This is a genomic window from Curtobacterium sp. AC272 (assembly GCF_979258155.1).
On sequence record NZ_OZ409838.1, the window covers coordinates 1,130,237 to 1,156,669 of the forward strand.

Below are 26,433 nucleotides of genomic sequence, written 5' to 3' on the forward strand. Positions count from 1 at the left end.
TCCTTCAACGAAGAACATCGCAGGTCGGTGGCCGACTAGGGTACGACGCCACCGCCCGCTGCGAGGCAGGGCGACATTCGGGTTGTCGCTCAGCCTCGGGTCGTGAACGGGCCGGTCGGATACGACCGGCCCGTTCCCGTTTCCGGGGCGTTCGCGCCGGCCGTTGATGCGGAACGGCATCGTCGACGTCGTACGACGTCCACAGTGTCGTCCCCCGGCGCCGGCAACAGTTGCACCCGCGCACGAGCGACGCCCCCGACGTCGTACGACGTCCGTGTTGTCGCGTCAGCCGTCGGCGCCAGCCCGGCGCGACCACGTTGCGGCCGGGAGGCCCGTGGCGGCGCCGCCACGCGCCTCCCGGCCGCCACGCCCCGCGTCCACCGCCGCGCGCGCGTCCCACGGACCCGGAACGACGTCCTCGACGTCGTACGACGTCGACGTAGTCGTCCGCACGCGGACACAACAGTTGCGCGCGCGCACGAGCGACACCCTCGATGTCGTACGACATCGATCTTGCCGCTTCCGTCTCGCCGCGCGCGACGATGCGCATGCACCGGGCGCCAGCTCGAGCAGGCGCAGCGCGCCTCAAGCGGGCTCGTGCCGCGGGATCTCGAGCCAGAGGGCCACGGAGTCGTCCTCGTCGCCGTCGTCGTCCTCCATGCCCGCTCCGAGGGCCGCGGACTCACTCGCGGCCGTGTCGAGCTTGAGCCCGACGACCGTCACCGCGGAGTCGGACCCCTCGCTGACGGTGCGGACGATGACGTTGTCGGCCTCGCGGGCCTGGCGGAGCGCTTCGGCGATGCGGGCGTGGATGCGGCGGACGTCGTCGACCTCGAGCTCGTCGAGACCTCCGTCGTCGTGCAGCTGCACCGTCGCACCCCGGCGGCGCAGGCGCATGACCTCGTCGCGGACGTCCTCGGACAGCAGGGAACGGCCGCGGATCTCGTCACGGATGGCCTGCTCGAGGTGCAGGCACTCTGCCCGGTCCGCGTCGTCGAGGTCACCGCACGAGTCGATGATCCGCTGCAGCATCGGCAGGGCCATCCGCGTGGTCTGGCTCAGGCGGAACTGCCGTTCGAAGACGTGGGCGTCCTGCGCCGCCTGCCAGTCGGCGGTCTCCTGCTCTGCACGGACGAGCTCGCGGGTGTTCCGGATGGCACGGTTCATGGCGATGGCGAACACCGTCGCGATCGCCACCCAGGCCACGCTGCCGAGCACCCCGAGTGCGCCCAGCGCATCGAGACCGGCCCAGGCGACCGTGTACACGGCGAGGAACAGGACCCCTGCCCAGGCGAACGGGCCGCGTCCCCGCACGACGAGCACGACCATCAGGGTGCCGACGGCGGCGATCCACCACGTGGCGGACCCCGGACCCTTCGCCAGGTCGACGACCGGCGCCGCGACGAGCGGCATCATGATCGCGGTGGCGAGCGAGAAGCACGCCGTCCAGACCGGCAGGACCTTGCCGGGCACGAACAGCGCGGTGCCGGTGGCCGCGGCGTAGAGGACCATGCAGGCGATCACGGGGCCGACGTCCTGCACGCGCTGCAGCGACGCGACGGCGAGGACCAGGTGGTAGAGGGAGAACAGCGACGCCAGGCCGAGCGCGATGCTCGCGGGCAGGGAGACCTTCACGCTGCGGCTCCCGTCGTCGTGGGCGTCACGGGCGACCAGGTCAGTTCGATGCGCGTGCCCTCACCCGGGGCGGTGTGCACCTCGGCACGGCCGTCGACGGCGGCGACGCGCTCGATGATCGACCGCCGCACCCCGAGTCGTTCGGACGGGATCGTCGCGACGTCGAACCCGCGACCGCCGTCACCGACCTCGATGTGCACGCCGTCGTCGAGCTGCTCGACGCGGACCCACCGGGCGACGTCGGCCCCACCGGCGTGCTGGACGCTGTTCACGGCCGCCTGCAGTGCTGCTGACGCGAGGGCGTCGGCGACCGACGCCGGCAGCCGAACCGACCCGGCCGGGGCGGGGACGAGCCGGACGGGCGCCGCGAGGGCACCGATCGCCTCGCCGATGCGGGTGCGGAGGTCGGCGAGCGTGACCGGGGTGTCGTCGTCCGGGCCGTCGGCCGCTGCGGCCTCGAGGTGGTCGATGGCGTTCCGTGCCATGCGGGCGGCGAGGGTCTTCGCCTCGAGCGTGTCGGCCCGCGCGGCGGAGAGCAGCGTCGTCAGCACGCTGTCGTGCACGATCGCGTCGACCTGCACGCGTTCCACCTCGACCGCGTGCTCGCGGATGGCGTGCGAGTACCGGCGGACCGCAGTCGACTGCGCCGTGTCGACCGACGAAGCGGCACGGCGGAGGACCACGGCGATGACGAGCACCGCACCGCTGAGCAGCGCCGTGTACACGCCGTCGAGCAGCGCACGGACGAGCCCGGCGTCGCCGCCGACCGGGGTGAGCCGGAGGACGACGTAGATCGCCGGCACGAGTGCGGTGTAGATCGTGGCCCGCCAGGTGGCGAAGCCCATGGCCGCCGCGGTCGAGCCGACGGTGCAGAACCACCACGGCCACGGCTGCTGCGTGGACGGGATCGAGTCCTGCACCGTGAGCGGCCACGTGGTCAACGCGACGAGGAAGAGCAGGGCGCACAGGATCTGCGCGAACTGCGCCACGCGCGGCACGAACGCCGAGACCCCGACCAGGACGAACGACGCCCCGAGCGCGATCGCGACGACCGGACCCCAGAACGGGTCGAGGTACGGCAGCTGGGCGAGGACCGCCGGGGTGTCGACGATGCCGAGGCCGACCGCGGTCATAGCCAGCAGGATCGCGAAGGCACGCTCCACCGACGCCTGCGTGATCGACGCGCGGACGCTGCGTGACGGATCGGCACCGAAGGGCGCTCCGTCCCCGAAGCCGACCGGGTCGCCAGCAGGCGCACGGCTCGAGCCTGCTGCGACGCGGCCGAACCGCCGACCGGTCCCCCGACCGGTCCCCGGGACGCTCCCCCGACCGGTCCCCCGGCGCGACGCCGGCTCAGCCGCGCTCGCCATCGTGTTCAGCGACCGTCACCGTCGGGGTCGATGCCCGAGTCGAGCCCAGGGAGGATGCCGTCCTCGACCGCCCGTCGCAGGAGGTCGACCTTCGTCGGGGCCGGGCGACCGACCTCGACGTACTTCACGCGGATGCGGTCGAGGTACTCACGAGCCGTGGAGTACCCGATGCCGAGTTGCTGCGCCGCCAGCTTGAGCGGCAGGCCCGAGGCGTACAGGTGCAGGATCTCGCGCTCGCGCCGGCCGAGCTGGGCCTTCGCGAAGTCCCGGTCGGCGTCGATGGCGCTCGCCCACTCGAGGTTGTTCAGCACGTCACCACGCGCGACGGTGGCGACCGCTGCCATCACCGTCTTCGTGGCGGACGACTTCGGGATGACACCGGCAGCACCTGCTGCGAGTGCCTCACGGACGTTGGCGACGCGGTCCGCGATGGAGTGCACGAGCACGGCGGAGCCGGTCCCCTGCACGCCCTTGACGTTCTCGGTCACGGTCGAGCCGTCTCCGAGGGACAGGTCGAGGACGACGACGTCGACCTCGCGCCCGTCGAGGTTCTGGACGTACTCGGGCACGCTCGCGGCGGTGAGCACCACCTCGAAGCCCTCGTTCTGGCACGCCGCCTGGATCCCGAGTCGCACGGACTCGTGGTCGTCCACGATCGCGACCCGGACCGGCCTGGTGGCCGTGCCCGACGTCTCGGCTGCGGTTGTCGTTCCTGCTCCCACTGTGGCCTCTCGTTCCGATGTGCGTCTCCGGCCCCTGAAACCGGATCGCCATCAGCGCCCAGGATACCCAGGCTGGACTCAGGTCCGGGGAAACCGGACGCGCCACGCGGACGAAACCGCCCGGTTGCCCGTCAGCGCGCGGGTGTCAGGCGCGCCACGGCCTCCATGTGGTGGGTGTGCGGGAACAGGTCGAACGCCCGCAGTGCCTCGAGCTTGTACCCCAGGTCGGCGAACGTCGCGACGTCGCGGGCGAGCGCGACCGGGTCGCAGGCGACGTAGACGACCTGCGACGGGTGCAGGGCCGCGATCTGCTCGACGACCTGACGACCGGCACCGGCACGCGGCGGGTCGAGGACGATCGTGCCGGCGCGGAACCGGTCCTGCTCGGTGCGCGAGGCGTTCGCCACCGTGTTCGCGAGCCAGCGGTCGACCCGCCCGGTCTCGGCACGCGCACCGAGCCACTCGGCGAGGTTCTCCTGCGCGTGCTCGGTCGCGCGTGCGGCGCTCTCGACGCTCGTGAGGCGCGCCTTCGGGCCGACGAGGTCGCCGAGCGCGGCGGCGAGCAGGCCGACGCCGCCGTACAGGTCCAGGTGGGTGCCCTCGGGGTCGAGCCGGTCGCGGTCGACCAGGTCCTGCACGGCCTCGGTGAGCACCGACGCCGCGGCACGGTGCACCTGCCAGAAGCCGTTGTCGTCCACCTCGAAGGTGCGCTCCCCCACGACCTCGGTCACCACGGTGGGCTTCTGCTCGTCGATGACGAGGCGCGCGCCCTCGGAGCCACTCGGTGCCAGCACGTCGATGACCGACGACCCGGGCATCACGCCACGGCCGAGCGGCGCGCTCTGCTGCACGGCGTCGTTCGCGAGCGGCAGGCTGGTGACGGGGATGACCGAGTGCGAGCGTGCGGCGAACGGGCCGGCGGTGCCGTGCTCGTCGACGTGCAGCCGGACCCGGGTGCGCCAGCCGAGGCCGTTCGCGGCGTCGTCACCGGGTGCGGCCTCGACGACGACGTCCGTGCCGAGCACCGACGCCAGGTCGGTGTGCGCGAACCGCGAGAACGAGTCGACGAGCACGTCGTGCTTCAGCGTGCGCTGGTGCGCGAGGGCGATGTGGCCGAACTCGGCACCGCCCGGGCGCGTCTCGGGGTCGCGGTCGAGCGCGGCCTCGGCCCAGACGTGGTCGACGCGGTGCTCGCTCGGGGTGACGACACTGACGGTGTCGGCGCGCCAGAACGACTTCTTCCGGTCCTCGGTCACCCGGGCGACGACGCGCTCCCCGGGGATCGCGTCGGAGACGAAGACCACCCGACCTTCGTGTCGTGCCACCGAGATGCCGCCGTGGGCGATCCCGGTGACGTCGAGTTCGAGCAGCGTTCCGACGGATTCACCCATGGTTCGATGGTCCCATGCGTCTGTACCTCGCGAGTACATCCCCCGCCCGCCGAGCACTCCTCGCCCAGTCCGGGATCGAGCCCGTGCTCGTGTCGCCCGGGGTCGACGAGGACGCCGCGGCGTCCGCTGCCGCCGCCTCGCTCGGCCGTGACCTGACCGGCCCGGAGCTCGTGTCGCTGCTGGCCGTCGCCAAGGCATCGGCCGTCGCGGACGCCGACGTCGCAGGGTCGCCGGTCGACGGCTTCGTGTTCGGCGGCGACTCCGCCTTCGAGGTCGACGGGCGCCTGTACGGCAAGCCGCACGACCCGTCGGTGGCCCGGGAACGCTGGCGGCAGATGCTCGCCGCCGGCGGCGGGACGCTGTGGAGTGGGCACTGCGTGATCGATCGACGACGCGACGACCGGCGCCGCGACCTGGACCCGGCCACGGGACGGACGGGAGGCCCGGATGCGGCCCGCCCTGCGCCTCCCGTCCGCAGCCTGGTGACGTCTCCTGCCGGCGTGCCGGAGCTGGGGGACGTCGCTCCAGGCGGGTCGGCCCTGGCCGCCGCTGGCGACCGCGTGGTCGCCGTGGACAGCGCCGTGCTGACGTTCGCCGACGACCTGTCCGCCGAGGAGATCGACGCGTACGTGGCGACGGGCGAGCCGCTCGAGGTCGCGGGGGCGTTCACCATCGACGGGCGGGCGGCGGCGTACATCTCGCGAATCGACGGGGCACCGTCTGCGGTGGTCGGGCTGTCCCTGCCGGTGCTGCGGTCGATGCTGCTACGAGGCTTCGGTGTCCGCTGGCACGAGTTCTGGTCACTGTAGACATCCGCACTTGTTCGGCACGGTTCTTTGTGGGTGCCAGTCAATTCGTGCTCCCGTTGCACGAATACGCTGATGTCTCATGCCCCGTATCAGCAAGGTCCTCATCGCGAACCGCGGCGAGATCGCCGTCCGCATCATCCGCGCGGCCCGCGACGCAGGCAAGGCATCGGTCGCCGTCTACGCCGACCAGGACCGTGACGCCCTGCACGCCCGCCTCGCCGACGAGGCCTACGCGCTGAACGGCACCACGAGCGCCGACACCTACCTCGTCATCGACAAGATCATCTCGGTCGCCCGACGGTCCGGCGCGGACGCCGTGCACCCGGGCTACGGGTTCCTTGCCGAGAACGCCGACTTCGCCCGTGCCGTCATCGACGCCGGACTGACCTGGATCGGCCCGTCGCCCGACTCGATCGAGCGCCTCGGCGACAAGGTCTCCGCGCGGCACGTCGCCGAGAAGGTCGGCGCGCCGCTCGCCCCCGGCACCATCGAGCCCGTCAAGGACGCCTCCGAGGTCATCGCGTTCGCCGACGAGGTCGGCCTGCCGGTCGCCATCAAGGCGGCCTTCGGCGGCGGTGGCCGTGGTCTCAAGGTCGCACGGACGCGCGACGAGGTCGCCTCGCAGTTCGAGTCGGCGACGCGTGAAGCCATCGCGGCGTTCGGTCGGGGCGAGTGCTTCGTCGAGAAGTACCTCGACAAGCCGCGCCACGTCGAGACCCAGTGCCTCGCCGACCAGCACGGCAACGTCGTCGTCGTGTCGACGCGTGACTGCTCGCTGCAGCGCCGGCACCAGAAGCTCGTCGAGGAGGCGCCCGCGCCGTACCTGTCGGACGCGCAGCAGGAGCGACTGTACGAGTCGTCGAAGGCGATCCTGCGCGAGGTCGGCTACGTCGGTGCCGGCACCTGCGAGTTCCTGATCGGCGCCGACGGCACGGTGTCCTTCCTCGAGGTCAACACCCGCCTGCAGGTCGAGCACTGCGTGTCCGAAGAGGTCACCGGCATCGACCTGGTGCGCGAGCAGTTCCGCATCGCCGAGGGCGGCGTGCTCGACTACTCCGACCCCGTGGCGCGTGGTCACTCGTTCGAGTTCCGCATCAACGGCGAGGACCCGGGCCGGAACTTCTTCCCCGCGCCCGGCCCCGTGCACGCCTTCAACGCGCCGTCCGGCCCCGGTGTCCGCGTCGACTCGGGCGTCGTGAGCGGCGACGTCGTGTCCGGTTCGTTCGACTCGATGCTCGCGAAGCTCATCGTCACCGGCGCCACCCGTGCCGAGGCGTTGGAGCGCTCGCGTCGTGCACTGGCCGAGTTCGAGGTCACCGGCCTGCCGACCGTGCTCCCCTTCCACCGTGCGGTCGTGTCGGACCCGGCGTTCGCGACGGACGACTCCTCGCCGTTCTCCGTGTACACGCAGTGGATCGAGACCGAATTCGTCAACGAGATCCCGGCGTGGAGCGGCTCCCCGAGTCGCTTCCGGAGCCGGCGGCGCGCGACTCGGTCGTCGTCGAGGTGCAGGGCAAGCGCATCGAGGTCACCATGCCGTCGATCGTCGGTGGCGGTGCCGCCGCCGGTGTCGCCGGTCGTCGTCCCGCCGGTCCCTCCGCTCCCCGAAGCGCCGCTCGTCGGCGGTCAAGGGCGGCATCGCGAAGTCCGGCGGGTCCGTTGCGTCGCCGATGCAGGCGACCGTCGTGAAGCTCGCGGTCGCCGAGGGTGACACCGTGGTGAAGGGCGACCTGCTCGTCGTGCTCGAGGCCATGAAGATGGAGCAGCCCGTGCAGGCCCACAAGGACGGCGTCGTCACCGGGCTGAACGCCCCGGTCGGCCAGACGGTCTCGTCCGGTCACGTGCTGCTCGAGCTGGCGTAGGCCGCGCGGAGTCGCGGGCTGTCGCGGGCCCGTCGCGGGCCCGTCGCGGGCCGTCGCGGCTCGTCAGCTCGGGTTGCGCCCGCTGCGGTCATCGCGCCCCGACTCTTCGGGGCGCGATGACCGTCAGAGGGCGCGGCTCGCAGCATGACGCCAGGCAGTACCCCAGTTCGGACCGAGCGGCACCCCGGCATCGTGCAGGATCCGCGGGAGCTGCCCCGCGGGCATCGCGTCCGACCACATCACCCGTGCGAATCCGTTGACCCCCCGACGACGGCGGAGACGGTCCTCACGGCGCTTCTCGTCGACCAGGGCGTCTGCCGCTGTGCGTCCTCGCCGCGGGTCGTCGTACTTCACCCGGCCGTCGAACTCGACGATCACCCCGGCTTCCGCGAACCACAGGTCCACCCGGTCGTGGAGCAGGCCGTCGTGCCGGAACTCCTGCTGCAGGACCGGGTCCGGTGCGCCGAGCACGTGCGCACCCCACCGCGTGATGCTCTCCCCCGGTGACTCGGCGAGCGGATCCGCGTACTCGACCAGTTCCCGCGCGCGTCGATGCCCGCGAGCACGGCGACTCCCGAGCGCTTCGAGGATCGTCGCCCGCTCGACGCCGCGCCGCAGGACCGCGTCGAGCACGACGATGGCACGCCACGGGTGTTCGCGAAGGGCGACGTCGACCGCGGTCTCGGTCAACGTCGTGACGGGTACACCGTCGACCTCGACGGAGGACGGTCGCCGGCCGGCGCTGCCGATGCGCTGGATGCTCCGCTTGACCTGGCCCCGGTCCCGGGACGGGTCGGTCACCGTGACACGCTCGCCGAACGCCCCGATCCACGGCAGTCCGAGCACGGCGACCGCTGACCGGTGCGACACCACGACGGAGCCCGTCCCGCCGGCGAGCACACTCCGCACGAGCATGCGATGTCGCTCGCGTTCCGTCATCGAGGCCCACTCGCCCGACCCGACGTACGTGCCACGGTGCACCCGGACGAGGGCGCCGGCATCCGCTGCGCGACGGATCGCCGACGCCCGACCGGGGTCCTGCGCGAGGCCGACGGTCGAGATGGGTTCGTGTTCCATGCTCCGATGATCGCGACGCACGGTCCGTCGCGAGCGGGGTCTGCGCGATCTGTGGACAAGCCACGGGGCAGCGCACCCCGTCGCGGGCATCGCGCCCCGAAGAGTCGGGGCGCGATGCCCGCAGCGGGGCGCAACACGAACGAGCGGAGCGCAGCGGGGCGCAACACGAACGAGCCGGGCGCGCGGGCAGCGCCCTACTAGACCAAGGGGCGGACCGACGCCGCGAGGGCGTCGACGAGGCGCTGGGCCTCGGCGGGGGTCTCGGCGACGGTGTCGATGTAGACCTTGACCTTGGGCTCGGTGCCGCTCGGTCGGACGATCACGCGCGCGTCACCGGTCAGGTCGTAGCGCAGGATGTCGGACGGCGGGAAGCCCTCCACCCCGTCGACGTAGTCCGTCACGGTGCGGACGTCCAGGCCGCCGAGCGACGACGGCGGCGCGGACCGCAGCGACGCCATGATCTCGCCGATGCGGGACAGGTCGTCCACGCGGGTCGCGACCTGCCCGGACGCGAACGCCCCGAACTCGGCGGCGAAGGCGTCGAGCTGCCCGGCGATCGACGATCCGGCAGCGGCGAGGTCCGACGCCAACGACAGCAGCGACAGTGCCGCCGAGATGCCGTCCTTGTCGCGGACGACCGACGGGTCCACCAGGTAGCCGAGGGCCTCTTCGTACCCGAAGAGGAGCCCGGGCACCCGCGAGACCCACTTGAAGCCGGTCAGGGTGTCGCGGTACTCCAGACCGTGGCGGGCGGCGACGCGGGCCAGCGCCGGCGACGAGACGATCGACGCCGCGAGGGTGCCAGTGGCGCCGGTCTCCGACGCACGGACGGCAGCCTGCCACCCGAGCAGCCACCCGACCTCGTTGCCCGACAGTCGGCGGTAGGTCGGGTCCCCGGAGTCGGCGACCGCCGGGATCGCGAGCGCGAGCCGGTCGGCGTCGGGATCGTTCGCGATGACGAGGTCTGCGCCGACGGCGAGCCCGCGAGCGATCGCCAGGTCCATCGCGCCGGGCTCTTCCGGGTTCGGGAACGACACCGTCGGGAACGCTCCGTCCGGCTCGATCTGCTCCGGCACGACCGCGGGCGACGCGAACCCGGCGGCGGCGAACACCGCGCGTGCGGTCTCCCACCCGACACCGTGCATCGCCGTGTACACGACCGTCGGCTGCTCCTGCGGCGCCAGGGTCGGGGTCGGCACGATGGCGGCGGTGGCGGCCACGTAGGCGTCGAGCAGCGCCGACGACGCGACGGTGTAGTCGGTGCCCCGGGGCAGGTCCGTGATCGACCCCGCCGCGACGGCGTCGATGGCGTCCGCGATGCGACCGTCGACCGGCGGCACGATCTGCGACCCGTCGTCGTCCTGTCCGAGGTAGACCTTGTACCCGTTGTCGCGGGGCGGGTTGTGGCTCGCGGTGACCATCACCCCGGCGCCGACGTCGAGGTGCCTCACGGCGAACGCGAGCACCGGCGTGGGCAGGGCGACCGGCAGCAGCGTGACCTCGAGCCCGAGGCCGCGCATGACCTCGGCGGAGTCGCGCGCGAAGACGTCGGAGTTCACCCGGCCGTCGTACCCGATCACGACGCTGCGTGACCGGCCGGTGTCGATCAGGAAGCGTGCGAGACCGGCAGCGGCCTGCGACACGACGACCCGGTTCATGCGGAGCGGGCCGTAGCCGAGCTCGGCGCGGAGTCCGGCGGTGCCGAACTGCAGCCGGCCGCCGAACCGCGCGGCCAGGGCCTGCACGGCCGGACCGGAGCCGTCGGACGCAGCGTCGATCGCGGCGGTCAGCTCGTCGCGGGTCTGCGGATCCGGGTCCTGCGCGAGCCAGGACCGAGCGGTCCCGAGCACGTGGTCGAGGTCGATCTTCACGACGCGGGCTGCCCGAGGGCGGTCACCACGCGGGCGAGCAGGTCCGCGATCACGGGCTCGGCCTGCTTGCCGGCCTCGAGCACCTCGGTGTGCGACAGCGGCGTCTTCTGGATGCCGGCGGCGAGGTTCGTGATGAGGGAGAACCCGAGGACCTCCATACCGGCCTGGCGGGCGGCGATGGCCTCGAGCGCGGTGGACATGCCGACGATGTGCCCGCCGACGGCCTTGGCCATCTGGACCTCTGCCGGGGTCTCGTAGTGCGGGCCGCGGAACTGCGTGTAGACGCCCTCGTCCAGGGACGGGTCGACCGAGCGCGCGACGTCACGCAGCCGGGACGAGTACAGGTCCGTGAGGTCGATGAACGTCGCCCCCTCGAGCGGGCTGTCGGCGGTCAGGTTGATGTGGTCGCTGATGAGCACGGGCGTGCCGGGCGTCCAGTGCTCCTTGATGCCACCCGCGCCGTTCGTCAGCACCATGACCGTGGCACCCGTGGCCGCGGCGGTGCGGACGCTGTGCACGACCCGGCGGACGCCGTGGCCCTCGTAGTAGTGCGTGCGTGCGCCGATGACGAGCGCGTGGCGGCCGTCGGCGAGGCGGATCGACCGGATGGTGCCGGAGTGTCCGGGCACGGCCGAGGCGCTGAACCCGGGGACCTGGTCCGCCGGGATCTCGGACACGGTCTCACCGATGATGTCGGCGGCCTTGCCCCAGCCCGAGCCGAGGGTCAGGGCGATGTCGTGCCGCTCGATGCCGGACTTCGCGGCGATGACGGCGGCAGCATCCCGCGCGACCTCGAACGGGTCGGCAGCGGGGTCGTTCAGCGGGTTCTCGGTGCTCATGCCCCAACTCTAAAGGGCGGACGCCCGCCCCAGCGGCCGCCGCCGCACCCACGTCAGTGCTCGCCGAGCGCCCGGTCCACCGCCGCCGTGATCTCGCCCTGGTCGAAGTGGTTCCGGATGACGATGACCTCGGCGTAGGTGTCGCCGATCGCCTCGACGAACTCCTGGCTGGTGAGGATCACGTTGGCGTCGTCGGACACGTCGCGCACCGAGGCCACGTCGGCCGCGACGACCGATGCCTGCAGGCCGAGGGCGGACAACGCCTTCTCGGCGTTCACCTTGAGGATCCCGCTCGAGCCGATGCCCGCGCCGCAGATGGTCACGATCTTCACGCGGACACCCCCATGATCGTGCGGACCTCGTCCGCTGTCGTCGCGTCGGCGATCCGCCCCGTGACGGACTGGTCGTTGAACAGGTTCGCGATCTCGCCGATGGACTCGAGGTGCGTGCCCACCCCGGCGACCGCGAGCCCCAGGACCACGCGGACCGGGTCGTTGTGCGGGTGGCCGAACGCGACCGGTGTCTCGAGGGTCACCACGGCGAGCCCGTCGCCCAGGACCGCGGCACCCGGTCGGGCGTGCGCGAACGCCAGGCCCGGGGAGATCACGATGTACGGCCCGTGTTCCTCGACCATGCCGATCATGGCGTCCGTGTACTCGTCGGTCGTGGCTCCGGACGCGACGAGCGCGCCGCCGGCCAGGCGCATCGCGTCACGCCAGGTGGGCGCGGTGGCCCCGAGGAGCACAGCGGCGTCCGGCAGCGGCGGCAGTCCCATGCGTCAGGCCTCCGAGTACCCGGAGGTGATGGTCGCGATGATCTCCTCGCGGTCCTCGAGCGGCAGGAAGGAGCCGAGCGCCGCGTTGATCTGGAACGCCGCCAGGTCGTCGAGGTCGTAGCCGAACGTGCCGGCGAGCAGTGCGAGCTCCTTCGACAGCGAGGTCCCGCTCATCAGGCGGTTGTCGGTGTTCACCGTGACCCGGAAGCCGAGCTGGTAGAGCACGTCGAAGGGGTGGTCGGCGAGGTCGTCGCCCCAGGCCGCGATCGCACCGGTCTGCAGGTTGGAGGACGGCGAGACCTCGAGCGGGATCTCGCGGTCGCGGACCCACGAGGCGACCTCGCCGAGGGAGGCCAGCGTCGAGCCGTCACCGGCGTCGGAGAGGGTGACGTCCTCGAAGATCCGGACGCCGTGCCCGAGGCGCAGCGCGCGGCCGTCGACCAGCGCGGACCGGATCGAGGCGAGTCCGTCGGCTTCGCCCGCGTGGACGGTGACGGGGAACAGCTCGGATGCGAGGTAGTCGAACGCGGCACGGTGGTTCGAGGCGGGGAACCCGGCTTCGGCACCGGCGATGTCGAAGCCGACCACCCCGTTGTCGCGGTGCCGGACGGCGAGCTCGGCGATCTCGAGCGAGCGGTCGGCGTGGCGCATCGCGGTGACGAGCTGGCCGACCCGGATGCTGCCGCCCGCGGCGTCGACCGCTTCCTCGATGCCGGCCTGCACGGCCTCGACCGTCTCGTCGAGCGTCAGCCCGCCCTGCAGGTGCTGTTCCGGGGCCCACCGGACCTCGCCGTAGACGACGCCGTCGGCGACCAGGTCCTCGACGAACTCACGGGCGATGCGCGTCAGCTGCGGAGCCGTCTGCATGACCGAGGTGGTGACGTCGAACGTCTTCAGGTACTCGACGAGCGAGCCCGAGTTCGACTGGTCGGCGAACCACTGCCCGAGCTCGGACGGGTCGGTGGTCGGCAGCGTCACACCCGAAGCACCAGCCAGCTCGACGATCGTCGCGGGGCGCAGGCCGCCGTCGAGGTGGTCGTGCAGCGAGACCTTCGGCAGGTCGTTGATGACCGCTCCGGCGTCGGGCAGGCGGTAGGTCGGGGCGTCGGCGCTCATGCGACCAGGCTATCGGTGGTCACCGACCACGCGCAGGCACCTGTGCACAACAGACCCCTGCACAGACTGGAGGCTCTCCACACGTGTGCAGAGAGCCTCGAGTCGGTCGGACGGTCGCGTTCAGCCCGCGATGCGCTCCCGCACGATCGGCCCGCGGGCCGCCACGGCAGCGTCGGACGAGCCGATCGACCACGCACCCTCGAGCGACTCGAGCGCGCGCGGGATCCGCGAGGCGTCGTCGGTGTGCAGCGTCCAGAGCGGCTGCCCCTCGGTCACGGTGTCACCGGGCTTGACGTGCAGCTCGATGCCCGCCCCGGCCTGCACCGGGTCATGCGCGCGGGCACGACCGGCACCGAGGCGCCAGGCCGAGACGCCGAACGGCATGGCGTCCTGCTGCGCCAGCACACCGGACGACGGCGCCGTGACGACGTGCTGCTCGCGGGCGACCGGCAGCGCGGCGGAGGGGTCCCCACCCTGCGCGGAGATCATCCGGCGCCAGGTGTCCATCGCGCGACCGTCGGCCAGCGCCGCGGCGGGATCGGCGTCCGGCATCCCGGCGAGCGTCAGCATCTCCGAGGCCAGTGCGACGGTCAGCTCCACGACGTCGGCCGGACCGCCGCCCTCCAGCACCTCGACCGACTCCCGCACCTCGAGCGCGTTGCCGATCGTCAGCCCGAGCGGGACCTCCATGTCGGTGAGCAGCGCCGAGGTCTTCACGCCGGCGTCGTTCCCGAGGTCGACCATCGTCTGCGCGAGCTCGCGCGACGCTTCGTAGGTCGGCATGAACGCACCGGAACCGAACTTCACGTCGAGCACGAGCGCACCGGTGCCCTCGGCGATCTTCTTCGACATGATGCTCGACGCGATGAGCGGGATGCACTCGACGGTGCCGGTGATGTCCCGCAGGGCGTACAGCTTCTTGTCGGCCGGTGCCAGGCCGGAGCCGGCGGCGCAGATGACCGCACCGACGTCGGACAGGATCTCCATCATCCGGTCGTTCGACAGCGCCGCCTGCCACCCGGGGATCGACTCGAGCTTGTCGAGCGTCCCGCCCGTGTGACCGAGGCCACGGCCGGACAGCTGCGGCACCGCGACGCCGAACGACGCCACCAGCGGTGCGAGCGGCAGCGTGATCTTGTCGCCGACCCCACCGGTGGAGTGCTTGTCGACGGTCGTCTTGCCGAGCGGCCCGAACGACATCCGCTCCCCCGACGCGATCATCGCGAGCGTGAGGTCCTTGACCTCACGCCGCTCCATCCCGTTCAGGAAGATCGCCATCGCCATCGCGGCCATCTGCGGGTCCTCGACGTAGCCGCGTGTGTACGCGTCGACGAGCCAGTCGACCTCGGCGGTGCTCAGAGCGCCGCCGGATCGCTTCGTGCGGATGAGGTCGACGGTGTCGAACGGCTCGACGGCCATGGGGATCAGTGCTCCTGTTGGTAGGTGGCGAGGGTGCGCGGCCCGAACGCGTCGGGCAGGACCTCGTCGATGGTGCGGATGCCCGAGACCGTCTCGAGGAGCATGCCCTCGGTCGAGTGCTCGAACAGCAGCTGGCGGCAGCGGCCGCACGGCATGAGGGTCGCCCGTCGCCGTCGACGCACGTGAACGCGACGAGCTTGCCGCCGCCGGTCATGTGCAGCTGCGACACGAGCGAGCACTCCGCGCAGAGCGTCACCCCGTAGCTCGCGTTCTCGACGTTGCAGCCGGAGACGATCCGGCCGTCGTCGGTGAGCGCCGCGGCGCCCACCGGGAACGACGAGTACGGCGCGTAGGCGCGCCGCATCGCGGCCGTGGCGGCGTCGCGGAGGGCGCCCCAGTCCACGTCGTCGACCGGGAGGCCCGTGGCTGCGTCCGCCCCGTCGGCGGCGGTGTCGCCGCCTCCCGCGCGCAGGGCCGTGGCCGGGTCCGTCCAGGCGATCGCGTCGGTGGACGCGGCCGTGCCGTCGTCCGCAGCGTGCGTGTCGGTCATGTGCCGTGCCTCCTGGCCGTCAGCTCTTGATGTAGGGCTTGCCGGACGCGGCGGGCCACGCGACTGTCCGACCAGGCCGGCCACCGCGAAGATCGTCACCACGTACGGCAGCATCAGCAGGAACTCGCTCGGCACGGGCGAGTCGATCGCCCCGAGCGTGTTCTGCAGGTTCGACGCGAAGCCGAACAGCAGCGCCGCCAGCGTGGCCTTGATCGGGTCCCAGCGACCGAAGATGACGGCGGCCAGGGCGATGTAGCCGGCGCCCGCGGTCATGTCCTTCGTGAACGGTCCGACCGCGTCGAGCGTGAAGTACGCACCACCGAGGCCGGCGATCGCGCCGGCGAGCGACACGTTCCAGAACCGGGTGCTCGTGACGTTGATGCCCACCGTGTCGGCCGCCTGCGGGTGTTCGCCGACCGCGCGGAGGCGCAGGCCCCAGCGGGTCTTGAACAGGCCGAAGGTGACGACCGCGACGGCCACGTACGCCAGGTAGACGATGACGCTCTGCTCGAAGAACACCGGACCGATCACCGGGATCTGGTGGAGCAGCGGGATCTCGAACTTCGGGAACCGGACGCCGACGTTGAGCGTGGTCTCGTTCGGGGACAGCACCTGCGAGTACAGGAAGCCGGTCAGCCCCGAGATGAGGGCGTTGATGACGACACCGACGATGACCTGGTCGACGAGGTACTTGATGCTGAACGCGGCCAGGATGAACGAGACGAGCACACCGGCGACGAGCGCGCCGACGAGCCCGACCCACGCGGAGCCGGTGAGCGACGCGATGAGCGCCGAGGTGAACGCACCCGCGAGGAACTGGCCCTCGATGGCGATGTTCACCACGCCGACCCGCTCGGAGATGACGCCGCCGAGGGCACCGAACACGAGCGGGACGCTCAGCCCGAGTGCGCCGACCAGCAGGCCGGGCAGCGGGATCGTCGCGCCGGCCGCTGCCCACGTCAGGAAGCCGACGACGAAGACGATCGCGAAGACCGACGTCACCCAGAGCGGGACGTGCCGGTAGGCGCGGACCTCGACGACGGCGTAGACCGTGGCGATCGCCAGGAGCACGACCACGACGTAGCCGGTCGGTGCCGCCGACAGCGGGACGTTCGGCAGCGCGACGAAGTCGCCGGCGTTCGCGAGCCGGAAGGTGGTCGTGCCGGCGCGGCTGAGCAGGACGAAGAACACGACCGCGAGCAGCGTGAACACGGCGTACCCGATCGGGAGCTTCCAGCTGCGGGTCGTCTCGACCGGACGGTCGGACAGGGCGACGCGGGCGCCGCGGTGGGGCTGAGGGTGCTCACGCGGCGACCGCCTTCTTGCTGTTCGTGCTCGTCTTCGTGCGCTGGCGGGCTCCCGGCTGCGGGATCCGGAAGATCGCGCGGACGAGCGGCGGCGCCGCGATGAACAGGACGATGAGGGCCTGGATGACACCGACGATGTCGATCGGGATGCCGTTGGCGGCCTGCATGGCGTAGCCACCGTTCTTCAGCACGCCGAACAGGATCGCGGCCCAGAACACGCCCCACGGCTTCGAGCGGCCGAGCAGCGCGACGGTGATCGCGTCGAAGCCGATGCCGGCGTCGATGCCCGAGGTGAAGCCCGTCGTGACCGCACCCTGCACCTGGTAGGCACCGGCGATGCCGACGAGGGCACCGGAGATGACCATCACCCAGATCGTCAGTGCCGGCACGCTCATGCCGGCGACGCGGGCGGCGCGGGGGTTCTCACCGATGGTGCGGAACCGGAAGCCGAGCGACGACTTGTTGACGAGCCACCAGACGACGACGACCGCGATGATCGCGACGATGAACCCGAGGTCCACGCCGTACCGCTCGCCGAAGAGCTGCGGCAGGAGCGCGCTGTCCTTCGTGGCCGGGGAGATCGGGTTGCTGCTGCCCGGAGCCTGGAGCAGACCGGGGTCCGGAGCAGGTAGCTGACCAGGTAGAGCGCGACGTAGTTGAGCATGATCGTGACGACCACCTCGTTCGCACCCGTGCGCGCCTTGAGAACACCGACGATCCCGCCCCAGACCGCACCGCCGACGATGCCGGCGACGATCGTGAGCGGGATGTGGATCGCGGCGGGTCCGTCGAACGAGAACCCGACCCAGCCGGCGGCAGCGGCCCCCATCAGGATCTGGCCCTGGCCGCCGATGTTGAACAGCCCGGCGCGGAAGGACAGCGCAATCCCGAGGCCGGCGACGACGAGCGGCACCGCGTAGTCGATCGACCGGGTGAGCGGAGCGATCGCCTGCTGGAAGCTCGCGGCGCCGAAGTTGACCACCGAGCCCTGGAACAGCGACGCGTAGGCGCCGCCGACCGCGGTGCCGATGGCCTGGAGCATGTCGGCGGGACGGGCGAAGAAGTAGCCGGCCGTGGCGCGGACGTTCTCGTCGGTCAGGGCGATGAGGATGCCGCAGGCGACGAGGGCGAGCACGACCGCGAGGACCGTGACGAGCACGGAGCCGTTCAGGATGCTCTGCATCGCGGCGTGCCAGCGGTCGGTGCCGGGGGCGCCGTTGCGGCGCTCGGTGTCGTCCGCCGAGTCCGTCATCAGGTGCGGGGTCTCCGGGGACTCCTGCAGACGGTCGTCGGTGAGCGGCTGCTGCGTGTTGTCTGGGTCCTGCGCGGTCACGCTGCCAGCTCCGTTCCGGTCGTGGATGTGGCTTGGATCTCGCCGGCCGAACCGGTCATGCGGCCAACTCCGTTCCTTCTGGGATCTCGCCGGCCATCATGAGGCCGAGGACGTCTCGCGGGGTGGTCGCCGGCACGATCCCGACGATGCCGCCGCGGTACATGACGGCGATGCGGTCAGCCAGTGCGACGACCTCGTCGAGCTCGGTGGAGACGACGATGACGGGCACACCGGTGTCGCGGGTGGCGACGATGCGCTTGTGCACGAACTCGATCGACCCGACGTCGATGCCGCGCGTGGGCTGCGCGGCGACGAACAGCCGGAGCTCGCGGCTGAGCTCGCGGGCGAGGACGATCTTCTGCTGGTTGCCGCCGGACAGCCGACCGGCAGCGGTCGCGCGGCCCGGCGTGCGGATGTCGAACTCGGCGATCTTCTCGTCGGCGAAGGCGTCGCGCTCGGCGGCACGGATGGTGCCGGCGCGGACGAACTGGTCGTGGTCGGACCGGTCGAGCATGAGGTTCTCCGCGATGGTGAACTCGCCGACCAGGCCGTCCTCCTTGCGGTCCTCGGGGACGAACCCGACGCCGGCGTCGAGCACCTGCTTGACGCTGCGGCCGGTGAGCTCCTTGCCGTCCAGCGTGATGCGGCCGGCGTGGACCGGCTCGAGACCGAGGATCGCCTCGGTCAGCTCGGTCTGCCCGTTGCCCTGCACCCCGGCGATCGCCAGGACCTCGCCGCGACGGACCGAGAACGACACGTCGTCGACGAGCACGATGCCGGACGGGTCGGTGACGGTGAGGCCCTCGACGACCAGGGCGTCCTCGCCACCGGTCGACGGCGTCTTGTCGACGACGAGGGAGACGGCGCGGCCGACCATCATCGCGGCCAGTTCGTTGTTGGTCGCCGCGGGCGAGGCCTCGCCGACGACCTTGCCGAGCCGGATCACCGTGATGCGGTCGGCGACCTCGCGGACCTCGCGGAGCTTGTGGGTGATGAAGACGATCGCGGTGCCGGCTTCGCGGAGCTGCCGCATGATGCCCATCAGCTCGTCGGTCTCCTGCGGGGTGAGGACGGCCGTCGGCTCGTCGAACACCAGCACGGAGGCGTCGCGGGAGAGCGCCTTGATGATCTCGACGCGCTGCTGGACGCCGACGGGCAGATCCTCGATCTTGGCGTCGGGGTCGACGTCGAACCCGAAGCGGTCGGAGATCTCCTTGACCCGCTTGCGGGCGCCGGCGAGGTCGAGCCGGCCCCCGAAGGTGGTCTGCTCCTGACCGAGCATGACGTTCTCGGCGACCGTGAAGACGGGGACGAGCATGAAGTGCTGGTGCACCATGCCGATGCCGGCGCGCATGGCGTCACCGGGGCCGTCGAAGTCCTGGACCACGTCGTCGAGCAGGATCTGGCCCTCGTCGGCGTCGTACAGGCCGTAGAGGACGTTCATCAGGGTGGACTTGCCGGCGCCGTTCTCACCCAGGAGGCAGTGGACCTCACCCGGCTCGACGGTGAGCGAGATGTGGTCGTTGGCGACCAGGGCGCCGAACCGCTTGGTGATGCCGCGGAGTTCGAGCTTCATGTTCGGGAGTCTATTTCTGTCTCGCGCGCGCCACGCGGGCGCACGGTCTCGGAGTGCGCCACGCGGGCGCACGGTCTCGAGTGCGCCACGCGGGCGCACGGTCTCACGTGCACCGCTCGGGCGCACGAGAACGCGGGCGAGGAAGCCCCTCGCCCGCGTTCGTCGGGTCAGGACTGGGTCTTGACCTTGATCGAGCCGTCGATGATGCCGGCCTTGATGTCGTCCAGTTCGCCCTGCAGGCCCTTGTCGACCTTGGACTCGTAGTCGTGGAACGGCGCGATGCCGACGCCCTCGTTCTCGAGGGTGCCCACGTACGGGGTCTTCGAGAACTTCTTGTCGGCCGCCTGCTCGACGACGTCCTTCACGGCCGGGCGCATGCCCTTCTCGACCGAGGTGAAGGCGATGTCCTTGTAGCGCGGGTCGGCCTCGTAGAGGTCGCTGTCCGCACCGATCAGGACGGAGCCGTTGTCGGCGTCCTTGATGGCCTCGGCAGCCGACTGGTAGATCGGACCACCGACGGGGAGGATCACGTCGGCGTCCTGGTCGAGGAGCGTCTGCGCGACCGACTTGGCCTGCGTGCCGGCCTCGAAGCCACCGGTGAAGGAACCCTTGCCGGTGTCGACGTTCCAGCCCTTGACCTGGACGTCCTTGTCCTTCTGCTCGTTGTAGTACTTCACGCCGTCCGCGAAGCCGTCCATGAAGATGGTGACGGTCGGGATCTGCATGCCACCGAAGGTGCCGACGACGCCGGTCTTCGAGTAGGACGCCGCTGCGTAGCCGGCGAGGAAGGCGGCCTGCGAGGTGTCGAACGTGATCGGCTTGACGTTCTTCGCGTCGATCGAGCTGTCGTCGATGATCGCGAAGTCGGTGTCGGGGTTCGCCGCGGCCTGCTTCTTCGTGGCGTCGGCGAGGTTGAAGCCGACGGTCACGACGAGGTTGCAGTTCTGGCCGATGAGCTGCTGGATGTTCGAGTCGTAGACGGTGGCGTCCTTCGACTCGGCTTCCTTGTAGGTGGCACCGAGGTCCTTGGCGGCGTCCTTCATGCCCTCGTAGCCGAGCTGGTTGAACGACTTGTCGTCGAAGCCACCGGCGTCGGAGACCATGCAGGGGCGGAAGTCGGTCTTCTTGGCGGTCGTCGTGTCGGACGGCGCCGAGGCGCAGCCTGCGAGGACGGCGGCGGTGCCGAGGAGCGCGAAGCCGCTGAGGACGACGCGTCGGGTACGAGATGTCACGGGTGGGTTCCTCCGGGGAGCGTGCCCGGACCACGTGCGTTCCGGGCGATCGTGGCGACAGTACACGACCGCCCGGCCGGTACAGGACCCGTTCTGAGCACCGGAGGGATCAGTTACGGGATCGCGACCGCGCCGAAACGCGCCCGTAACGCGGGGTCACGCTCGGACCCCCAGTTCGAGGGGTTTGTCGGTGGAGCGCTACAGGACGTCGCCGCGGCCGCTGATCTTGAGAGCATCCACGACACCCTTGACCCGCTGCGCGTTCGCGCTGGTGGTGACGAGCAGGGCGTCGGGGGTGTCCACGACGACGATGTCCTCGACCCCGATGAGCGAGATGAGCCGCTGGCTGTGCGAGATCACGATGCCGCTCGACGAGTCGGCCAGGATCCGGGCGCCGTCACCGAGGACGGCGAGGTTGTTCGGGCGACCGCCGGACTGCAGCTTGGCGAGCGAGGCGAAGTCGCCGACGTCGTCCCAGTCGAAGTCGCCGGGGACGACCGCCATGCGGCCCGCCGCGGCGGCGGGCTCGGCGACGGTGTAGTCGATCGCGATCTTCTCGAGCGTGGGCCACACCGCGTCGACGACCGCACCGCGGGCAGAGGTGTCCCAGGCGTCCGCGAGCTCGTTGATGCCGGCCAGCAGCGTCGGGTTGTTCCGGCCGATCTCCTCGAGCAGCACGTCGGCGCGGGCGATGAACATGCCCGCGTTCCACAGGTACGTGCCCTGTTCGACGTACGAGCGTGCGGTGTCCAGGTCGGGCTTCTCGACGAACGACCGGACGGCGTGCGCGGTCGGTGCGCCCTCGATGTCCAGGGTGTCGCCGTGCGCGTGGATGTACCCGAAGCCGATCGCGGGCTCGGTCGGCGTGATGCCGATGGTGGTGATGTACCCGGCACGGGCGACGGCGACGGCCTCGCGCACGGAACGGCGGAAGCCGCGGGCGTCCCCGATGACGTGGTCGGCGGCGAAGGAGCCGATGACGACGTCGGGTTCGCGGCGCACGAGGATCGCCGCGGCGAGGCCGATGGCCGCCGTGGAGTCCTTCGGCTCGCTCTCGAGCACCACGTTGTGGTCCTCGACGCCGGGCAGCTGCGACTCGACGGCGACGCGGTGCGCCCGTCCGGTCACGACCATGATCCGCTGCTCGCCCGCGAGCGGGGCGAGCCGGTCCCAGGTCTGCCGGAGCAGCGAGGTGCCGGACCCGGTCAGGTCGTGCAGGAACTTGGGTGCGTCCGCGCGCGACAGCGGCCACAGGCGCGATCCGATGCCCCCTGCGGGGATGATCGCGTAGAAGTCTTCGAGAGCGTCAGCCACGCGCTCACCGTACCGGTCCTGCCGTGCGGATCCTGGGTGGTCTCCGCACGATTCCCGCATGCGGGCTCCCGCACGTCGTTGTTCACCCGTCGCCTCCGCCCCGTTCACGTCGTCGGCCCCGCGGGGTCACGTGACGCCCGGAGCATGGGCAGCACCATGAGCGCACGCAGCGTGGAGCGCGGCACGTCCCCCGGACCGTCGCCGTCGTGACCGAGAGCTTCCTGCCCACCCTCAACGGCGTGACCACCAGTGTCCTGGCGGTCCTCGACCACCTGGAACGCCGAGGCCACCGCGCGGTCGTGATCGCACCGGACACCCCGGGGCTCGCGCAGTTCCGGTCCCGCAGCAGTGTCGAGCGCTACCGCTCCTTCGACGTGCACCGGATCCCCGCCGTCGCGTACCGGCAGTTCCCCGTCGCACTCCCCCACCCCGTCCTCGACACGATCCTCGCCGCCTCCGGCGCCGACGTGCTCCACGCCGCGAGTCCGTTCCTGTTGGGTGGGCGCGCGATCACGGCAGCCGGGAGGCTCGGCATCCCCTCCGTCGCCGTCTTCCAGACCGACGTGGCCGGTTTCGCCCGCCGCAACGGCTTGACGGCGACCGTCCCGTTGGTCCGCAGGATCCTCGGCCGCATCCACGCCGGCGCCTCGCTGACGCTCGCGCCGTCGAGCGCGACCGCCGCGATGCTCGCCGAGGACGGGGTCCCCCGCGTCGCCCGCTGGGGGCGCGGGGTCGACACCGAGCTCTTCCACCCGGCCCGACGGGAGTCCGCCCACGTCCGGGCGCTCCGACGCCGGATCGCCCCGCACGGCGAGGCGATCGTCGGCTACGTGGGGCGGCTGGCGCCGGAGAAGGAGGTCGAACGGCTCGCCGAGCTCGGCGGGATCCCCGGCATCCGCGTCGTCGTGGCCGGCGGCGGGCCGTCCCGAGGCGCTGCTCGAGCGACGCCTTCGGCACCTCGACGTCACCTTCACCGGACCGTTGCGCGGCGACGCCCTGGCCGACGCGTACGCCTCGCTCGACCTCTTCGTGCACACCGGTCCGGCCGAGACCTTCGGGCAGACCCTCCAGGAAGCGCACGCCTCGGGACTGCCGGTGATCGCGCCGGCGTCGGGTGGTCCGCTCGACCTGGTCGCCCCCGGACTCGACGGCGAGCTCTACGACACCGACGCACCGCAGGCCCTCCGACAGGCGGTCCTGCGGCTCCACCAGGACCGCGCACTCGCGGAACGGATGGGATCGGCGGGCCGTCTCCGGGTCGAGGGCACCACGTGGGAGGCCGTCGGCGACCAGCTCCTGGGGCACCACGACACGGCCAGGAACATCGGCGCGCCGCCCGTCGGTCGGGGCCTGCGGGCCGGTCGGGACGAGAAGGTCAGCACCCGCGCATAGGATGGGTCGTGTTCCACACGAACACGAACGGCAAGGGCTCGCCGATCGGGCGAGCCCGTCCTATGGAAGGACGAGCTCATGGCTGAGCCCACCGGCGGCGGTACGGCGACCGCCGTCCCCGACGTACGTATCGATGGAAAGCGTATCGATGCTCCACGGGCTTCTCGGAAGCTCGAGGGCACGCTGTACCGCGGATCGACCGGCATGTGGTCGTGGGTCCTGCACCGGATCACCGGTGTCGCGATCTACTTCTTCCTGCTCGTGCACATCCTCGACACGGCACTCGTGCGCCTCTCACCCGAGGCGTACAACGCGGTCATCGGCACGTACAAGACGCCGATCATGAACCTCGGCGAGATCGCCCTGGTGATGGCCATCGTGTTCCACGCGTTCAACGGGCTCCGGATCATCCTCGTCGACTTCTGGTCCAAGGGGCCGAAGTACCAGCGGGCCATGTTCTGGGTCGTCATCGTCCTGTGGGCGATCGCGATCGCGGGCTTCCTGCCCCGCCAGCTCATGAACCTCTTCGCGGACTTCAACTAGAGGGGCACCTGATGACCACGCAGATCGTCGAACCTCCCCGTTCCGCCTCGGCCGCCCGCCGCTCCACCAACTGGGAGAAGTGGGGCTGGATCTACATGCGCGGCTCGGGCGTCCTGCTCGTCGTGCTGATCTTCGGCCACCTCTTCGTCAACATGGTGGCGGGCGAGGGTGTCAAGCAGATCGACTTCGCCTTCGTCGCCGGCAAGTGGGCCAACCCGTTCTGGCAGGTGTGGGACTCCCTCATGCTCGTCCTGGCGCTGATCCACGGCTCGAACGGCATGCGCACGATCGTCAACGACTACGTGTCGAAGCCGGGCATCCGGAAGACGCTCCTCGCCGCGATCCTCATCGCGTGCGTCGTGCTGGTCGTCCTCGGCCTGCTCGTCTGCTGGACGTTCGACCCGTGCCCCGCCGGCGCAGCCGCCGCGGACCTGCCCTCCTTCTGCCCGGCGCAGTAGCACCGTCCCCGCTGCCGACCGCCTTCCACCGTCTACGGAAAGACCCCTGTGACCGAGACCACCGTGCACCACCACCAGTTCGACATCGTCATCATCGGCGCAGGAGGCGCGGGCATGCGTGCCGCGATCGAGGCCGGCCCGAAGGCGAAGACGGCCGTCATCTCGAAGCTCTACCCGACCCGCTCGCACACCGGTGCGGCGCAGGGCGGGATGGCCGCGGCCCTCGCGAACGTCGAAGAGGACTCGTGGGAGTGGCACACCTTCGACACGATCAAGGGCGGCGACTACCTGGTCGACCAGGACGCCGCCGAGATCCTGGCGAAGGAAGCCATCGACGCCGTCATCGACCTCGAGAACATGGGCCTGCCGTTCAACCGCACGCCCGAGGGCAAGATCGACCAGCGTCGCTTCGGCGGCCACACCCGCGACCACGGCAAGGCACCGGTCCGCCGGGCCTGCTACGCGGCCGACCGCACCGGCCACATGATCCTGCAGACGCTGTTCCAGAACTGCGTCAAGCTCGGCGTCGAGTTCTACAACGAGTTCTACGCGCTCGACCTCATCATGGTCGACGTCGTGGGCGAGGACGGCGTCACGCGCAAGCAGCCGGCCGGCGTCGTCGCGTTCGAGCTCGCCACGGGTGAGCTGCACGTGTTCCACGCCAAGGCGATGATCTTCGCGACCGGCGGCTTCGGCAAGATGTACAAGACGACCTCGAACGCGCACACCCTGACCGGCGACGGCGTCGGCATCGTGTGGCGCACGGGCCTGCCGCTCGAGGACATGGAGTTCTTCCAGTTCCACCCGACCGGCCTCGCTGGCCTCGGCATCCTGCTGACCGAGGGTGCTCGTGGCGAGGGTGCGATCCTGCGCAACGCCTCCGGTGAACGCTTCATGGAGCGCTACGCCCCCACCATCAAGGACCTCGCCCCACGCGACATCGTCGCCCGGTGCATGGTGCAAGAGGTGGCAGAGGGCCGCGGTGCCGGCCCGAACAAGGACTACGTCCTGCTCGACTGCACGCACCTCGGTGCCGAGGTCCTCGAGACCAAGCTCCCGGACATCACGGAGTTCGCCCGCACCTACCTCGGCGTCGACCCCGTCGTCGAGCCGGTGCCGGTGATGCCGACCGCGCACTACGCGATGGGCGGCATCCCGACGAACACCGACGCAGAGGTGCTCTACGACAACACCACCGTCGTCCCCGGCCTCTACGCCGCCGGCGAGTGCGCCTGCGTCTCGGTGCACGGCTCGAACCGCCTCGGCACGAACTCGCTCCTCGACATCAACGTGTTCGGCAAGCGCTCGGGCAACAACGCCGCCGAGTGGGTCAAGACCGCCGAGTTCCTCCCGCTGCCCGAAGACCCCGCTGCCGGCGTCCGGGCGATGCTCGACCAGCTGCGCGCCTCGACCGGTACCGAGCGCATCGCCGTCCTGCGCAAGGAGCTGCAGGACGAGATGGACAAGAACGCCCAGGTGTTCCGCACCGACGAGTCCCTCGCCCGCGTCACCGAGACCATCCACACGCTCCGGAACCGCTTCATGCAGGTCTCCGTGCAGGACAAGGGCAAGCGGTTCAACACCGACCTGCTCGAGGCCGTCGAGCTCGGGTTCCTGCTCGACCTGGCCGAGGTGGTCGTCTACTCGGCCCGCAACCGCAAGGAGAGCCGCGGCGGCCACATGCGCGACGACTACCCGAAGCGCGACGACGAGAACTACATGCAGCACACGATGGCGTACCTGACGGGCGACCCGCACTCGTCGCTCGCCGACGACCACATCACGCTGGACTGGAAGCCGGTCGTCGTGACCCGGTACCAGCCGATGGAGAGGAAGTACTGA

19 protein-coding genes and 5 pseudogenes are annotated in these 26,433 nt (G+C 71.1%); 7 read left to right on the forward strand and 17 right to left on the reverse strand.

Annotation, left to right across the window (positions count from 1 at the left end; genetic code table 11):
• Window positions 1-585: 585 nt before the first annotated feature.
• The 4 genes from ACZZ0J_RS05580 to ACZZ0J_RS05595 form a co-directional block, all read right to left on the reverse strand.
• Window positions 586-1,635 carry a hypothetical protein gene (locus ACZZ0J_RS05580; RefSeq protein WP_463435360.1) on the reverse strand — a complete coding sequence of 350 codons (1,050 nt, stop codon included), beginning with the start codon at window positions 1,633-1,635 and terminating at the stop codon, window positions 586-588.
• Entirely contained in the window at window positions 1,632-2,768 is a 1,137-nt protein-coding gene (locus ACZZ0J_RS05585) for a sensor histidine kinase (RefSeq protein WP_463435362.1), read from the reverse strand. The genes ACZZ0J_RS05580 and ACZZ0J_RS05585 overlap by 4 nt, the downstream gene beginning before the upstream one ends.
• A 242-nt stretch (window positions 2,769-3,010) precedes the next feature.
• Window positions 3,011-3,727 (reverse strand): response regulator transcription factor, encoded by a 717-nt coding sequence (locus ACZZ0J_RS05590; protein ID WP_111086608.1) that lies wholly within the window; start codon window positions 3,725-3,727, stop codon window positions 3,011-3,013.
• A 131-nt stretch (window positions 3,728-3,858) separates the two neighbouring features.
• A complete protein-coding gene (locus ACZZ0J_RS05595) occupies window positions 3,859-5,118 on the reverse strand; it encodes a class I SAM-dependent RNA methyltransferase (protein ID WP_463435365.1) in 1,260 nt (419 codons plus the stop codon).
• Between the two features lie 14 nt (window positions 5,119-5,132).
• Between ACZZ0J_RS05595 and ACZZ0J_RS05600 the strand changes: the two genes are divergently transcribed.
• Window positions 5,133-5,927, forward strand: a complete 795-nt coding sequence (locus ACZZ0J_RS05600; RefSeq protein WP_463435367.1) for a Maf family protein — start codon at window positions 5,133-5,135, stop codon at window positions 5,925-5,927.
• A gap of 79 nt (window positions 5,928-6,006) precedes the next feature.
• Window positions 6,007-7,789 (forward strand): annotated as a pseudogene (locus ACZZ0J_RS05605) (acetyl/propionyl/methylcrotonyl-CoA carboxylase subunit alpha).
• Window positions 7,790-7,912: 123 nt separating this feature from the next.
• Here the strand turns inward: ACZZ0J_RS05605 and ACZZ0J_RS05610 are convergent.
• From ACZZ0J_RS05610 to ACZZ0J_RS05670, 13 genes and pseudogenes are all read right to left on the reverse strand, one after another.
• Window positions 7,913-8,866, reverse strand: a complete 954-nt coding sequence (locus ACZZ0J_RS05610; RefSeq protein ID WP_463435369.1) for a hypothetical protein — start codon at window positions 8,864-8,866, stop codon at window positions 7,913-7,915.
• A 197-nt stretch (window positions 8,867-9,063) separates the two neighbouring features.
• Entirely contained in the window at window positions 9,064-10,737 is a 1,674-nt protein-coding gene (locus ACZZ0J_RS05615) for a phospho-sugar mutase (RefSeq protein WP_463435371.1), read from the reverse strand.
• Entirely contained in the window at window positions 10,734-11,576 is an 843-nt protein-coding gene (locus ACZZ0J_RS05620) for a purine-nucleoside phosphorylase (protein WP_463435373.1), read from the reverse strand. Before ACZZ0J_RS05620 ends, ACZZ0J_RS05615 begins: the two co-directional genes overlap by 4 nt.
• 53 nt (window positions 11,577-11,629) lie before the next feature.
• Window positions 11,630-11,908 carry a PTS sugar transporter subunit IIB gene (locus ACZZ0J_RS05625; RefSeq protein WP_123292189.1) on the reverse strand — a complete coding sequence of 93 codons (279 nt, stop codon included), beginning with the start codon at window positions 11,906-11,908 and terminating at the stop codon, window positions 11,630-11,632.
• Window positions 11,905-12,351 (reverse strand): PTS sugar transporter subunit IIA, encoded by a 447-nt coding sequence (locus ACZZ0J_RS05630; protein ID WP_463435376.1) that lies wholly within the window; start codon window positions 12,349-12,351, stop codon window positions 11,905-11,907. Before ACZZ0J_RS05630 ends, ACZZ0J_RS05625 begins: the two co-directional genes overlap by 4 nt.
• A 3-nt stretch (window positions 12,352-12,354) precedes the next feature.
• A complete protein-coding gene (locus ACZZ0J_RS05635; RefSeq protein WP_463435378.1) occupies window positions 12,355-13,467 on the reverse strand; it encodes an adenosine deaminase in 1,113 nt (370 codons plus the stop codon).
• A gap of 120 nt (window positions 13,468-13,587) precedes the next feature.
• The gene (locus ACZZ0J_RS05640) at window positions 13,588-14,886 is read right to left on the reverse strand and encodes a thymidine phosphorylase (RefSeq protein ID WP_463435380.1); all 1,299 of its coding nucleotides are present in this window, start codon (window positions 14,884-14,886) and stop codon (window positions 13,588-13,590) included.
• 5 nt (window positions 14,887-14,891) lie between these two features.
• A pseudogene (locus tag ACZZ0J_RS05645) lies at window positions 14,892-15,250 on the reverse strand (cytidine deaminase).
• Between the two features lie 205 nt (window positions 15,251-15,455).
• Window positions 15,456-16,705: pseudogene (locus tag ACZZ0J_RS05650) on the reverse strand (ABC transporter permease).
• Between the two features lie 34 nt (window positions 16,706-16,739).
• A pseudogene (locus ACZZ0J_RS05655) lies at window positions 16,740-18,076 on the reverse strand (ABC transporter permease).
• A 55-nt stretch (window positions 18,077-18,131) separates the two neighbouring features.
• On the reverse strand, window positions 18,132-19,652 hold the full coding sequence (locus ACZZ0J_RS05660) for an ABC transporter ATP-binding protein (RefSeq protein ID WP_132100097.1): 1,521 nt from the start codon (window positions 19,650-19,652) through the stop codon (window positions 18,132-18,134).
• A gap of 167 nt (window positions 19,653-19,819) precedes the next feature.
• A complete protein-coding gene (locus ACZZ0J_RS05665) occupies window positions 19,820-20,884 on the reverse strand; it encodes a BMP family lipoprotein (RefSeq protein WP_123292183.1) in 1,065 nt (354 codons plus the stop codon).
• Window positions 20,885-21,082: 198 nt separating this feature from the next.
• A complete protein-coding gene (locus ACZZ0J_RS05670) occupies window positions 21,083-22,198 on the reverse strand; it encodes a mannose-1-phosphate guanylyltransferase (RefSeq protein ID WP_123672266.1) in 1,116 nt (371 codons plus the stop codon).
• 239 nt (window positions 22,199-22,437) lie between these two features.
• Between ACZZ0J_RS05670 and ACZZ0J_RS05675 the strand changes: the two are divergent.
• The 5 genes and pseudogenes from ACZZ0J_RS05675 to sdhA all read left to right on the forward strand — a co-directional run.
• A pseudogene (locus ACZZ0J_RS05675) lies at window positions 22,438-22,881 on the forward strand (glycosyltransferase); the annotation flags it as partial.
• A gap of 250 nt (window positions 22,882-23,131) precedes the next feature.
• On the forward strand, window positions 23,132-23,590 hold the full coding sequence (locus ACZZ0J_RS05680) for a glycosyltransferase (protein ID WP_463438145.1): 459 nt from the start codon (window positions 23,132-23,134) through the stop codon (window positions 23,588-23,590).
• 78 nt (window positions 23,591-23,668) lie between these two features.
• On the forward strand, window positions 23,669-24,133 hold the full coding sequence (sdhC, locus tag ACZZ0J_RS05685) for a succinate dehydrogenase, cytochrome b556 subunit (RefSeq protein ID WP_111086627.1): 465 nt from the start codon (window positions 23,669-23,671) through the stop codon (window positions 24,131-24,133).
• Window positions 24,134-24,144: 11 nt separating this feature from the next.
• Window positions 24,145-24,591, forward strand: coding sequence for a succinate dehydrogenase, hydrophobic membrane anchor protein (gene sdhD, locus ACZZ0J_RS05690; protein WP_463435385.1), 447 nt, complete (start codon window positions 24,145-24,147; stop codon window positions 24,589-24,591).
• 48 nt (window positions 24,592-24,639) lie between these two features.
• A complete protein-coding gene (gene sdhA, locus ACZZ0J_RS05695) occupies window positions 24,640-26,433 on the forward strand; it encodes a succinate dehydrogenase flavoprotein subunit (protein WP_463435387.1) in 1,794 nt (597 codons plus the stop codon).